The organism is Thermodesulfobacteriota bacterium (assembly GCA_034189135.1).
Taxonomy (GTDB): Bacteria; Desulfobacterota; Desulfobacteria; order Desulfobacterales; family JAUWMJ01; genus JAUWMJ01.
In genome coordinates this window covers 1-13,875 of sequence record JAXHVO010000120.1, presented here as the reverse complement: position 1 = coordinate 13,875, position 13,875 = coordinate 1, and the positions used below count along the sequence as shown (strand labels likewise).

Below are 13,875 nucleotides of genomic sequence, written 5' to 3'. Positions count from 1 at the left end.
TAAAAAGCCCTTTCGCTAAAGTCAACAAATATTTATCACCAACAACCTCAATATCTCGGTTTTTGGTGGTATATTCCCATGATAATAGACGTTGCAAAAATTATTGCTGCATGTTATTTTTTTTTAATTAATTCTTTAGTAACATATAAGATTTAACCTTAGTATTCTCTATGTATGCCAAACATGAGAAGCGGGCGACATTCCAGATTGCTATTGGCAGTTCGAGAACTTTACAAAAGAGTACTTTTCGAAAATCTTAGTATACTATGAAATGTTAATTCGATCTTATATCTTGGTAATATGGTAAAGGAATGAAAGTTTCCATAATAGGGGCTGGTCGAAATAATAACGGCATCGGAGAATATATTGCAAAGTATTTTCACCAAAACAAGACCACCGTTAATTCCGTGCTGGGAACCACAAAAACAACTTCCCGTCATGCCGCTAGCAATCTAAAGAGGTATGGTATCCAAGCTTCTGCCTATACCGACTTTTACCAAATGATAGCAGAGAAAACACCCGACTCGGTTGTGATTGCCTCCCCATTGCCGACCCATTTTGACTACCTTATCAAATCGGTGGATGCAGGTTTGCATGTTTTCTGTGAAAAACCGTTTATGTGGAATAATCATGATGACCCACATAAACAAGTCGATTTCATTTTGCAGAAAGCTGAAGACAGGAAACTCAAAATTGCCATGAATTCTCAATGGCCTTTCTCGTTACCTTATTATGAAACCCTTTGCGGGCCCATTGACCGAAAAAAAACTGATACTTTTTTTATGCATCTTTCTCCCATGGTTCGCGGAAAAGAGATGATACTCGATTCAATCCCCCATGCCTTAAGCCTTCTGTATTTTACTTTGGGAAAAGGCAAAATGATTAAAACAAATATTGAGCCCGATGGAAGTAAAATGATAGTAAGGTTCATCTATACGACGCCCAACAACAACTGCGAGGTCCTTATCAACCTTGAAAGGCAAAAGCGACAACCCCGCAGTTTTAGATTTGGATTTAATGATAAAATTGTTTACCGCGTTCTGGATCTTAAGGACTATAACATTTATTTTAAATATCTGGATAAAAGCTTGAAGCTGGATGATCCACTTGAGCTATCGGTGAAAGATTTTATATCCTCAGTCAAAACAAAAAAGGAGCCACAAATAGGCAAGTTGCATATTATGGCCACGTATTATATGTTGAAAAAAATTTATAACTGTTATGAAACAATTTAAAAGGTATTTATGGAAAAATTAAAGAATAAAGAACACGATTTTAGCTCCAAGCTAAGACAGTCGTCGGTCATTGAAAGACTCAAAGAATATATCTCGTGGCGTCGTAGTTTCGAGGCATCCGATACCAGTAAAGCTTTTCCTGATTACGGGCCTTTATCGATAAATCTAGATTTAACAACCGCTTGCAATTTCCGCTGCCCCCACTGTGTCGATTCAAAAATAATAAATTCCGGTAAGATTCTTGATACGGAAAACCTGAAACAAAGCATCGATACCTTAAAATCTCACGGGTTGATGTCTGTTATCCTCATCGGAGGCGGTGAGCCCACCCTTCATAGAGACTTTGAAGAAATAGTCAGGTACCTAAAAAACAGGGGAATGCAAATTGGTATCGTAACAAATGGATCAAGACTCCAGCATATTAAAAATATTGCAAAACTATTAGAGGGAAAGGACTGGTTAAGAATTTCCATAGATGCCGCAAGTGAAACAACATTTGCCCGGTCCCACAATCCGAAAAATAATATCAGTCTGGAAACCATACTGTCCAATGCGCGGGAATTTAAAGAACTTAACCCACGCATTTCCATGGGCTATTCTTTTGTCATTGTGTGGGAAGGAATTTACATAGATGGAAAACAACTTTGCCCGAACATTGATGAAATTCCTCAAGCGGTTCGTTTGGCAAAAACCTATCACTTTGACTATATATCTTTCAAACCCTGTCTTCTGAAGCTTGATCTTTCTCAAAAGGAATCTCTTTTTGACCCTCCAGATAAAATAAGAGAGCAGAAAGTGATAAAAGAAATTAAGAATAATTTGCAACAGGCGAAGCAAATCGCAAACAAAAAGATAAAAATACTGAAAAGCATAAATTTGTCAGAACTGATGGGTGGTAAAGTCCATGAAATGAAAAAACAACCGAAAACCTGTCATGCGCAATTTTTCCGGGCTGTTCTCACCCCGTCCGGAATCTTTCATTGTCCCGCTTTCAGGGGTGCTGATAAAGCAAAAATAGGAAATTATAACGGCTATGATGATGAAAACAAATTCAATGACACGCAACAAGACCTGGCTCACTCCATCGCAAACTTTAACGCTGAACAGGAGTGCAGCGTAGTGGCATGTTTTTATCACCACTTAAACTGGTGGATAGAAAATTCTATTCATTCAAATGAAAATGTTGATGAAATAGAAGAAGAAAAGGATGATGATTTCTTTCTTTAAGCCTAAAAGCTATGAATTTCAACAAAATATGTATTATTCATCTAAATCAGATCGGTGATCTGGTCTTTTCCCTTCCGCTGCTAAAAGCCCTTAGAGATAATTTCCCTGGTGCAACCATTCATTCAGTTGTAAAACCCTACCTGAAAGAGCTGTTGACAGGATTACCCTATGTGGACCGCATCATATTGCGGGAAGTAAATTTGAAAGCAAAGCTTGAGCTTTTAAACAAATTGCGCAGTTACCAGTATGATCTGTTAATCTCCCTGCCCAGGTCTTTGGAAAGCCTGATATTGACCACATTTAGCAAAGCAAAAATAAAAGCCGGCTTTGCTCATTTTCCCTGGGATCTATGTCTTGATATCAAAGAAATCGTCGAAGGCCATAATAGCTGGCACAATAATGCCAAGCTGCTTAAAAAACTCAATATCAGTGTGAATAAAAATGACTATATCGGACTTATCACTGCAGATAAGAACAGAAATAATTTTGGCCTTCCCCCCAAATACATTGTTATCTCACCAGGGGCGTCAAAAAGAAGACAGACAAAGACTTGGGGCCAGCATAAATTCGCAAAATTAATCATTTCAATTAAGGAAAACTTTGGATTAGATACGGTACTGGTGGGGGGAAGAAAAAGTCAAGCTTACAATCAAACCATAGTAAAACTGGCAATGGAAAGCAACCGGAACAAAGAGCCGTTTGTGGTGGATTTAACCGGAAATACCGGACTTCGTTCACTCTGTTCAATCATAAAAGATGCAAAGCTATTTGTGGGCATAGATTCTGGAATTATGCACCTTGCCTCATCGATAGACATTCCGATAGTCGCTTTGTTTGGTCCCACAGATCCGTATTATGTAGGACCACAAAATCATAAAAGCCTTGTCGTAAGTATGACCGAAATGGAATGCGTGCCCTGCTATCTGAAACATTGTCCACATCGGGACTGTATGAGAAAGCTTGATGTAAACAGAGTAATGAATGCCTGTACAAAACTTCTGACCCAATCAGGCACTTGACTTCGGCATATCAAAATATTCTTTTTTTGTACCCGGAAAACCTAAGTTATCCTTTAATAGCTTTTTCAACATTCTTTTGATGACCTTATGATTCAGTATAACGGTATAAAACTGCGAAATTCAGCAGGAGAAATTAAGCTACCCTTTTGCTTGTCCATAGATGGAAGCAATGAACATCTGGTCTGTGAAAGACTGTTAAATCTTATCCCGGGGAAGCGAGCCGTATACTTGGGAAGGTGGAGGAAGCACAAGGTGGTTGCCAAGTTGTTTTATCAGCCGCTTCAGATTAACCGTCATGTAAATCGAGAGTCATCGGGAATCCAGGCACTATTAAAAGCAGGTATCCCTGCACCTGATTTGTTATTTATCGGGAAAACACAGGACAAAAAAGCCGGGGCATTAATATTTAACTATATTTACCCATCCACTGAGTTAGGAAGCGTTTGGAGTACCGTTGAAAGCATTCAAGAGAAACGAAACCTGATACGCAAGCTGATGATAATCCAAGCTAAAATGCACCAGGCAGGCATAAAGCATCTTGATCTGCATCTGAATAACTTTCTGATTAAGAACAAAACAATCTATACCATTGATGGAACACCCATTCGGCAGAACAAAAAAGGCCGTCCTTTGAAAGTCAAAGACCGCTTAAAAAATCTCGCCATGCTGTTCGCACAGTTTACCTTACCAGATTACTCCCTTATTGTTGACCTGTATACAGAATATATTGAAGCATCCGGTTTGAAAGAGTCTGAAGGTATATTTGGAAAACTGGATTTACGAATTAAACGCTGGCGAAGGTGGAGGATAAAAAATTACCTTAAGTTAAATTTAAAGGAATATTCAGAGTTGACTTGCCGCAGGTCTTTTACTCGTTTTATACTTTGCAAAAAAGCTTATGATACTCCGGAAATGACCGCTTTTCTGCATAACCCTGACAGGATCATAAATGACCCGAAAAGCATTTTTCTCAAAAAGGGAAACAGCTCCACCGTAATAAGAATTAAGATCAACGAACACGACCTGGTGGTTAAACGATATAACATCAAAAATATCAGACACAGGCTTAGGCGCTTTTTAAGGCCATCGCGTGCAATGCATTCCTGGCAAAGTGCACACCTGCTGTTAATGTTGGGCATCGCAACCCCGATGCCGGTGGCCATGCTGGAAAGACGTTTTGGATATTTCAGGAGTACGGCGTATTTCGTATATGATTATATTGACGGCATGAATGCAATTGACTTTTTTAATGATGGCAATAAACAGCAACAACCCGTTGTGGCCAAACGCATTTTGGATATTTTTAAAAACCTTGCCATTGCCAAGATCAGCCATCAGGATATGAAGGGGACCAACATAATTATTCATCAACAACACCCTGTGCTGGTTGACCTGGATGCCATGTGCATGCATTATAGCCGGAAACGATTTGAGCGCGCTCATCAAAGGGATATAAATATATTTTTGGAAAATTGGAAAACGTTTCCCGAGATTGATGCAATGTTTAAAGGCTTGATGGACAACCGTTGAAATGCCAGAGGATTAATTGAATATAAATACCAAATCTTTTTCTTATCCCGTCATTTAATCCTAAAGTGAATAATACGCCAAATAATGATAATAAAGTATTGACCAGCAGTCGCAAAAAACCAATGATATAAATAATGACATAACTTCTTTTGTACCACTTTTTAAAAAAATAATAACGAGAACGATAAAACATGATCTTTTTATTTGCATTGTTACCGACACTTTTGCCCTGCGCATGAAATATCCTGGCCGACGGTACAAAAAAAACGCCCCACCCGGCTTGTTTCATCCTGTAAGCCCAGTCTGTCTCCTCAAGATAAAAAAAATATCCTTCATCAAAGGCTCCCACTTCATCCATGGCCTTTTTGCGAACGATCATACATGCCCCGATGCATGAATCCACTTCAAGGGGAGCCATGTATTCTTTTCTTTTACTGGGAAATTTATGCGGAAATAAAACTCTCAATACTGTTTCATTAAATAACAGCGAAAGTAAAGAGGGGTAATTTGCTATGGAATTTTGTTTGGACCCATCCGTATTCAACAACTGTCCGCAGGCAATACCTGTCTTATCATTAGCCTCCATAAAACAATAAAGTTCATCCACAGCAGCGTCAGTCAGTGTTGCATCCGTATTGAGTAACAGCGCATATTTTCCCTTCATTTTTTTTAAAGCCAGATTATTTGCCGCCGCAAAACCTAAATTTCGCTCATTTACTATCGTATTTATATCGGGATATTTACTTTTTGCCGCCTCAACACTTCCATCGGTGGAAGCATTGTCCACCAGCCATACTTCGAATTTCAATTTGTCCATCGTCTTATAAATGGATGCCAAACATTCATGTAAGAGGTCTTTTGTATTCCAATTCACTATGATAAACGAGATATCCAATTGATTCACTCCCTGCATCACTAATAATAGGTAAAATAATTACCCTTGAAAAATCCAGGTCTGGCAAACCGGTGGCGAGAACATACTAAAGATAGACTACGCTTTCAAGCAAATTTAGAATGAATAACAGGACAAATATTCAATCTTTTCCTTAACCTTATGATCACAATGCCTGTTTTTATTATCTATTTCTGACTTGACACCATACCTCCTTTCAGCCATACTTTGCCGTCTGTAAACAAATCTGTTATTAATACACCATGGAGATTGGGCAACCAATATGATGATCAATATTTCTGTGTGCATGATCACCTTTAATAATGAACGTACCGTGGAAAGGGCTTTAAAAAGTGTTCTCCCTTGGGCCAATGAAATCATTGTGGTCGATTCCTTCAGCACTGATGAAACACCGAAAATTGCACAACAATACGCCAGTCATTTTGAAAAACGGCATTGGCCCGGTCACATGAACCAATATAACTACTGCATTTCCAAAGCAAAAAACGAATGGGTCATCTTTATTGACGCAGATGAGGAAATCTCACCCAAGCTGGCCAAAGAAATGATGCAAAGAATTGAAACGGACAATGGTAAATATGACGGATATATTATTCACCGAAGGACTTTCTATCTGGGCAGATGGATCATGCACGGTGGATGGGTGCCTGACTATGAAATAAGATTGTTCCGGAAATCAAAAGGAGCTTTTGAAGGTGGTCTCCATGCGAAAGTTTCTGTTTGCGGAAAGGTCGGAACACTAACAAATTTTTACTTTCACTATAACTATAAAGACATTGCCGATCAAATAGATACGATCAACAACTATTCGGATACAGCGGCCAGGGATATGATTGCAGAAAGTCGCCGTTTTAGCTACATTGACCTGATTTTTCGACCACCCTTCAGGTTTATCAAGGAATATTTTTTTAAAAGAGGTTTTATGGACGGTTTGCCGGGGTTTGTAATCGCTGTGTCAACCGTATATTATGTATTCATAAAATACGCAAAACTCTGGGAGCTGAAAAATAATCCAAGGAAAAGGAACAACAGTGAAGACTAAAGCGTTCTACAACAATAAAAATGTCCTCATCACCGGCGGCCTCGGATTTATCGGTTCAAACCTATCGATCGAGCTTGTCAGACTGGGAGCGAATGTCACCATAGTGGATAACATGCTTCCCAGGCAAGGAGGGAACCTGTTCAATATAGAGCCGGTCAAAAACGAGGTAAGGATAAACTACAGTGATATAAGAAACCAGCTTTCCATCAACCATCTTGTCAAGGACCAGGATATTATATTTCATCTGGCCGGACAGGTCAATCATGTGGACTCCATGAAAAACCCTGTGCAGGACCTTGAAATAAACTGCCTGGGCACATTGGTGCTCATGCAGGCCTTAAGGCATCACAACCCGGATGCCCTTGTCGTTTATTCAGGCACAAGAGGAGAGTATGGCTCCAGCGTAAAACTGCCTGTAAATGAAGATCACCCCTTAAACCCCAAAGGGCTTTATGCTGTGACAAACCTTGCAGCTGAAAAAATAATTATCGTATATAAAGAAGTATTTAATATCCCGGGAATATGCCTTCGAATCACCAACACTTATGGCCCAAGGCACCAGATGATGCATGACGAATACGGTGTCTTTAACTGGTTTATTAAAAAAGCATTGGACGACGATATCATACCGGTGTTTGGCGACGGTATGATTAAAAGAGATTTTTTGTATATCGATGACCTGGTTGCATGCATGCTTAAGACTGCCTGCACCAATGAAGCCATCGGTCATGTGTTCAATGTGGGCTCCGGAACAGCGGTTACATTCAGGGAACTGGCACAAAAAATCGTAAATTTTTCAAAAACCGGCTCCTACAACTTCACCGAGTTCACTAAAGAAAGGGCGGAAGTAGAACCGGGTGACTACTGGGCGGATATATCCAGGATAAAAAAAATAGTGGGATGGGAACCGGCCGTCGACATTGAAAGCGGAATAAAAAAGACAGTCGATTTCTACAGAAGATATAAAGAACATTACTGGCCGAAAAAATGAATAAGCAAAACATGCAGATTAAATTTTTTGATTTCTCCTGCGAGATAGCTGAAGTCGGAGATCAAATATTGGATGCTGTAAAGAAAGTGATTCACTCAGGCCGCTATATTCTAGATAATGAAGTGACCGCATTTGAAAAAGAGTTTGCCAAAGCCTGTGCCTGCAAATATGCCATCGGTGTTGCATCAGGCACAGACGCCTTATTTCTTGCTTTAAAAGCATTGGATATAGGACCGGGTGACGAGGTGATCACCGTGGCAAATACCTTTGCTGCCACCGCCCTATCCATTATGTATACAGGTGCGACACCTGTTTTTATAGATATTGAACCACGATCGTATCTTATGGATCCAACTCTTATCCAAGAAGCAATCACACCAAATACCAAAGCCATCCTTCCCGTTCACCTTTATGGTGCCTGTGCGAATATGGACAAAATCATGGAAATTGCAGCCGGTCGAAATTTATTTGTGCTGGAAGATGCTTGCCAGGCCCATGGCGCATTATACAAAAATAGACCGGCCGGAGGAATGGGTCACCTGTCAGCATTCAGTTTTTATCCAACCAAGAACCTTGGCGCTTACGGTGACGGAGGCATGATCATCACCAATGATACCGAGCTTTTTAAAAAACTCACCCTGTTGAGAAATTATGGGCAGAAAGACCGTTACACCTATCATATTCCCGGATATAACTCCCGGTTGGATGAAATGCAGGCGGCTATTCTCAGAGTAAAACTGAAATACCTTTTTAATTGGGTAGAAAGAAGACAAAAAATAGCGGCCCTGTATGATATTGGCCTAAAAGACATCAATCTTGTCCATGCATCCATGGATAAAACCTCTACCCATGCATACCATCTCTATGTCATTTCAGTGGAAAAAAGAGATGAGCTTCAGGTCCATTTGAAGGATAATGGTGTGGAAACCCTCATCCATTACCCTGTTTTGCTTCATAAGCAGAAAGCCTTTAAAAAAGTCAAAGTATTTGGACAACTTAAGCACGCTGAACTGCGTTCGAATCAAATACTCAGCTTGCCCATTCACCCATGGCTTACAGATGACGAAGTTCATTATATTATTGACTGTGTGAAGGATTTCTATAGTTGAAGGTATGTATTGCCATTGAAAAGTTTGACCCACATGTGGGAGGAGCTGAAAGATACTGCTGGGATTTTGCCCATTTTCTTTCTCACCAGGGTCACGATGTGGCTGTGATATGTATGAAAGCAGCAAAAATTTATACTAACGCAATCAGTATATCCCTTGTCAAACCTTTCAAATTCCCCCAGTTTTTAAGGCACCTGGGTTTTTCCCTGCTGCACTTTTTCAAAGCAAGAAAAATGCCGGACTACCTGCATTTTTGTGTGGGCAACACTTTTTATATGGATATTTATCAGCCCCACGGAGGACTCCACCGTGCATGGTTTCTCAGAGAGACACTCAGACACCCTGCCGGAATAAGAAGTATTTGCCGGATAATAAAGTATATCAATCCTAAGGACCTTGTACAACGACTGATAGAATGGTGGATTTTTAAAATAACAAAGCCTGAAGTCATCGCCATATCCAATATGGTCGCTACAGACATTCGGACCTGGTTTGAATATCCCTCGTCAAAACTCCACCTATTGCCCAATGGAATCGATGTAAATAAATTCACACCGAATAATGTCCGGTATCGAGATGAGATACGGTCAAGGTATAATATCAGGCGAAGCGACTTTGTTTTTCTTTTTATGGCAAATAATCTTGTATTAAAAGGCTTCGATGTACTCATCCTCTCAGCACGGTCATTAAGCAACTTACCGGTTAAGGTTCTTGTTATCGGTCCGTATAATCGAAAAGTTAAAAAAAAGGCGAAAGATCTTTCCGATAGAATGATATTCGGAGGTAAAGCAGACGACCCTGAACTCATATATACGGCCTGCGATTGCCTGGTTCACCCTTCATTTTATGACGCCTGTTCTCTGGTTGTGCTGGAAGCTCTTTCATCAGGAATTCCGGTAATCACCACAAGCACTAATGGTGCTAGCATGTACATTACCGGAAAAAACGGTTCCGTGGTACTCCCTGGTGACCACGATGCCCTTGAATCAGCCATGCGAGAGGTTTTCTCTTGTAAAGCCGATAAAATACATTCTCCCTCATTTAAGAATCAGGAAAGTGTGTTTTTTGCAATTGAACAGTTTTTAAAGGATATCTCCAAAATCACTCATAGTTAGAAAAGGAGAACTTTATAATGTGGAGGATTAAGAGAAAAAAAAAGATGGATAATGATCCAAGATCTTACATTTCCAAAGACATATCTTTAGATGAATTTGCCAAAGTCTATGATGAGACTTTTCAATACAGGGAAAAAGTTCTTCCTGAAGCATTTACGCTTGAGTTTTGGGAAAAAAATGATTTGGTTCGGTTGACCCTTGAAAGTGGCCATCTTAAAAATGATATTCTTGATGTGGGTTGTGGATCTGGTGAAATTGATATTATTTATGGGATGAAGGGATATCATGTTTGCGGGTTGGATATATCGCAATACGCCATTGAGATAGCCGAAAAGCATCTTAAAAATCACCCTCAGCTTTCTGGCAAGATAAGGTTTATAAATGGAAATATTGAAGAAATAGACCTTACTGATCGTTTCAACACAGCCATTATCTTCCATACCCTGGAACACGTAATTAATCCACATCGTACATTGGAGCAGACCATTCGATTCTTAAATCCTGGAGCAAAGATACTTGTAGAGGTCCCTTATAAGAAGTCCTACCGGGACAGAACGGATCTCAGGCATTTCAGCCCGAGAAAGCTAAGAGGACTCTTATCGGCCTTTTCAAACAGTGTTGAAGTGATCCATTTTAAGGAAAGACGTACGATTTATGCTGTTGTTGAATTGCAATAAAAATACCTTGCAACTTTTGACAGACCTATCTTTTCAATGAATAAACTTATATATGGTATTTTGGACCATAACATTCGTTGCTATACTTTTTTAAGCTTTTTCCTAAAGAGCTTTCATCATGAAGAAAGTTTTTTAAGCTAAAAATCTTACACTTTGTCGGGAGATAAATTATTAAAAACACTGTTTCAGTTATAATTCCTACCCTTAATCGCAGGTATTTTCTGTTAGAAGCAATAGACAGCATTTTTTCACAGACACTTCTCCCTGATGAAGTCATTGTTGTAGATTGTGGATCAAAAGACAATACCAAAGATGCCGTTTATGAGTATCCCAAACCGATTAGATTTATAGAAACAAAAATATCAGGAGCCTCCGCCCAAAGAAATATAGGCATTTCAAAAGCAATAGGAAATTTTATCGCTTTTCTTGATGATGACGATATGTGGCATCCGGAAAAATTGAAGATTCAGATGGAGTTCTTGAAAACACATCCTGAAATTTCCATGGTCTCATCAGAAAATGTTCGTATAAAGCATGATATAAAAATTAAAGAGCCGAATTGGCTTTTTGGAGATCTTTATGCAAAGCTTTTTATGAAAAGCTTTATCCATACTTCTACTGCAATAATTAAAAAGAGTGTTTTTGATGAGATTGGTGGTTTTAATGAAAACTATATAAGAGCTGAGGATTACGATATGTGGCTTCGAATATCCCGTAGCTTTTCTTTAGCTCATATAAAATCCCCCTTGGCATGGATTAGGAAATGTAAGACCCGCCTAAGTAATGACAAAATCGATTTAAGAAATACAGCAAAAGAGGTACTGCAAAAGCAGTATGATCCAGACAAAATTTCTAAAAGCAAGTACAACAAGAGGATTTCAGGTTTAGAAATTTCCCTGGGAAGAAGATATGTTATGGCAGGGAATAAAGAAGAAGGAAAAAAACAATTTTTATCAGCGATAAAAAGATATCCATACAGTACAAGGCCATATCGGTATTTGCTTTCTGCGATAATAAGATGAAACAACTAGCCTTTTTAATGCATAAAAGTTTTCAGGGGAGATTCCGCGTTAAAGAATTTATCCCATTTTTTAAAAAACACGGCGTCGAAGTAGAACTTGTTCGCGTATCAGAAGATATGATTTCGCGGTACCGGAATTTTAAACATCTTTCTAATTTTGATATGGTGATTGTTCAAAGAAAATTGCTTTCACCTATCGATCTTTTTTTTGTCAGGCATTTTGCAAAAAAGATGATATTCGATTTTGATGACGCTATCATGTACCGTTCTTCACGCCACGGAAATCATCATTCATGGAGCAAAATGAAAAAATTTAAAGCCATGATGATAGCGGTTGACGGAGTTATTGCGGGAAACACTTATCTAAAAAATGAAGCGGCGAAATTTATTTCACCGGAAAAAATTTATGTGATACCCACCATTGTTGATTTAAAGGAGTACAGCATAAAAAATTATGATACAACAAAAAAAGATTTCATTATTGGATGGATTGGTACTTCGGGAAATCTTCATTACCTGAAATCGATAGCCCCGGCTCTGGAAAAACTGAATAAGAAATATAAAAATATTAAGCTTAAAATTGTATGTGACCGTTTCTTTGACTTAAACAATATTGAAGTGATAAAAAAGATATGGAGACCGGAGGACGTAGAACAAGATCTGAAAAGTTTTGATGTGGGCGTTATGCCGATTAAAGATGATCTTTGGGCTCGAGGAAAGTGCGGCCTCAAAGTAGTACAGTATCTTGCTGCAGGTGTCCCCGCTGTGGTTTCTCCCGTGGGTTTGAATAAAGACCTGGCAATTCCTGATAAAACCGGTTTTTGGGCGAATGACATAGAAGATTGGACAGATAAAATTTCGCAATTGGTTGATCATCCGAATAAAAGAATGAAAATGGGCCTTGCAGGTAGAAAACTGGTACAAGATAAATACTCCCTTCAGACTCAGGCGCCGAGATATCTCGCTATATTAAAAAAGATAACCAGTGGGGGTATTTAGATTAGTAAAAAAATGAACATTGAACGTCCAGCATCGAAATATGAATGGAAAAGGTTTCAGTGATTGTTAGCCGTAAACTATTAACCTTAAACCTAATAAATATCAAAAATATTTTTTTAGAAATTGGCTGAATTTTAAAATATCGAAAAATACAATATGAATAGAATTAATAACAAAGATTCAAAACAAAAAGCAAACAACCTGAAATCAAAATGCCCTCTTTGCAAGTCTATTGGATTTTTTTCTTTCCAAGGCAGAGACCTTCTGTATAACAAACCCGAAATTTATAAATACATGGAGTGCAGCCGTTGTGCAGCTGTATATCAGGAACCCATGCCGTCACTGGATGAAATTGTTAGGTATTATCCTGACGATTACGATGTCTATACAAATATACCTCCTTTAAAGCCGTTTAGCTGGTCCAAACGCGGAGTTTTACGCTATAAATATAACTATTCCCACTTAAATGTACCAATGTTGTTTAGACTGATATCTCCAGCAATTTCATTTTTTCTATACCGTGATGAGATCAGGTTTATTCGCAAAGGAAAAGGACTGGACATTGGTTGCGGCAATGGAAAATTTATCAGGGACATGAATTTCCTTGGCTGGCAGTTTGAAGGGGTGGAGTTTAACCCAATTGCAGTCGATATTTGTCACAAGGCCGGCCTTAAAGTATTTCAGGGTGATTTACACAGCGCAGCATTCAAAGACAACAGTTTTGACATAGTTACCACACGTCAGGTTATAGAGCACATCCCTGAACCGGTCAACTTTATAAAAGAAATCGCCCGCATCCTAAAAAGTGGGGGAAGGCTGGTAATAAAAACGCCAAACAGTAAGTCCCTGGGACGACGATGGTTTGGTAAGTTTTGGTTTGCAAACGAAATACCACGCCATCTAATACTTTTTTGTCCGACAAATCTTAATATGCTGGCCAGGCGTTTTGGATTACGACAAATTACAGTAAAAACATTAACTAGGCCAAGAATAATAC

Annotated in this window: 13 protein-coding genes; 12 read left to right on the top strand and 1 reads right to left on the bottom strand. The window is 39.0% G+C overall.

Annotation, left to right across the window (positions count from 1 at the left end; translation table 11 throughout):
- Positions 1 to 311 precede the first annotated feature (311 nt).
- The 4 genes from SWH54_17365 to SWH54_17350 all read left to right on the top strand — a co-directional run bounded on the left by SWH54_17365 (position 312) and on the right by SWH54_17350 (position 5,011).
- A complete protein-coding gene (locus SWH54_17365; GenBank protein MDY6793037.1) occupies positions 312 to 1,235 on the top strand; it encodes a Gfo/Idh/MocA family oxidoreductase in 924 nt (307 codons plus the stop codon).
- A 9-nt stretch (positions 1,236 to 1,244) separates the two neighbouring features.
- Entirely contained in the window at positions 1,245 to 2,462 is a 1,218-nt protein-coding gene (locus SWH54_17360; GenBank protein MDY6793036.1) for a radical SAM protein, read from the top strand.
- A gap of 11 nt (positions 2,463 to 2,473) precedes the next feature.
- The gene (gene waaF, locus SWH54_17355) at positions 2,474 to 3,481 is read left to right on the top strand and encodes a lipopolysaccharide heptosyltransferase II (GenBank protein MDY6793035.1); all 1,008 of its coding nucleotides are present in this window, start codon (positions 2,474 to 2,476) and stop codon (positions 3,479 to 3,481) included.
- An 87-nt stretch (positions 3,482 to 3,568) separates the two neighbouring features.
- Positions 3,569 to 5,011, top strand: coding sequence for a lipopolysaccharide kinase InaA family protein (locus SWH54_17350; GenBank protein ID MDY6793034.1), 1,443 nt, complete (start codon positions 3,569 to 3,571; stop codon positions 5,009 to 5,011).
- Here the strand turns inward: SWH54_17350 and SWH54_17345 are convergent.
- Positions 4,986 to 5,924 (bottom strand): glycosyltransferase family 2 protein, encoded by a 939-nt coding sequence (locus SWH54_17345; GenBank protein ID MDY6793033.1) that lies wholly within the window; start codon positions 5,922 to 5,924, stop codon positions 4,986 to 4,988. The genes SWH54_17350 and SWH54_17345 overlap by 26 nt on opposite strands.
- Positions 5,925 to 6,186: 262 nt before the next feature.
- Between SWH54_17345 and SWH54_17340 the strand changes: the two genes are divergently transcribed.
- From SWH54_17340 to SWH54_17305, 8 genes are all read left to right on the top strand, one after another.
- The gene (locus SWH54_17340) at positions 6,187 to 6,966 is read left to right on the top strand and encodes a glycosyltransferase family 2 protein (protein MDY6793032.1); all 780 of its coding nucleotides are present in this window, start codon (positions 6,187 to 6,189) and stop codon (positions 6,964 to 6,966) included.
- Positions 6,956 to 7,957 carry a GDP-mannose 4,6-dehydratase gene (locus SWH54_17335; protein ID MDY6793031.1) on the top strand — a complete coding sequence of 334 codons (1,002 nt, stop codon included), beginning with the start codon at positions 6,956 to 6,958 and terminating at the stop codon, positions 7,955 to 7,957. The genes SWH54_17340 and SWH54_17335 overlap by 11 nt, the downstream gene beginning before the upstream one ends.
- Positions 7,954 to 9,066 (top strand): DegT/DnrJ/EryC1/StrS family aminotransferase, encoded by a 1,113-nt coding sequence (locus SWH54_17330; GenBank protein ID MDY6793030.1) that lies wholly within the window; start codon positions 7,954 to 7,956, stop codon positions 9,064 to 9,066. Before SWH54_17335 ends, SWH54_17330 begins: the two co-directional genes overlap by 4 nt.
- Entirely contained in the window at positions 9,063 to 10,181 is a 1,119-nt protein-coding gene (locus tag SWH54_17325; GenBank protein MDY6793029.1) for a glycosyltransferase family 4 protein, read from the top strand. The genes SWH54_17330 and SWH54_17325 overlap by 4 nt, the downstream gene beginning before the upstream one ends.
- Before the next feature lie 17 nt (positions 10,182 to 10,198).
- Positions 10,199 to 10,858 (top strand): class I SAM-dependent methyltransferase, encoded by a 660-nt coding sequence (locus tag SWH54_17320; protein MDY6793028.1) that lies wholly within the window; start codon positions 10,199 to 10,201, stop codon positions 10,856 to 10,858.
- A gap of 167 nt (positions 10,859 to 11,025) precedes the next feature.
- Positions 11,026 to 11,880, top strand: a complete 855-nt coding sequence (locus tag SWH54_17315; GenBank protein ID MDY6793027.1) for a glycosyltransferase — start codon at positions 11,026 to 11,028, stop codon at positions 11,878 to 11,880.
- Positions 11,877 to 12,878 carry a glycosyltransferase family 4 protein gene (locus SWH54_17310; GenBank protein ID MDY6793026.1) on the top strand — a complete coding sequence of 334 codons (1,002 nt, stop codon included), beginning with the start codon at positions 11,877 to 11,879 and terminating at the stop codon, positions 12,876 to 12,878. Before SWH54_17315 ends, SWH54_17310 begins: the two co-directional genes overlap by 4 nt.
- 156 nt (positions 12,879 to 13,034) lie before the next feature.
- Positions 13,035 to 13,875 (top strand): class I SAM-dependent methyltransferase (locus SWH54_17305; protein MDY6793025.1); only part of this gene is annotated, 841 nt, incomplete at its 3' end.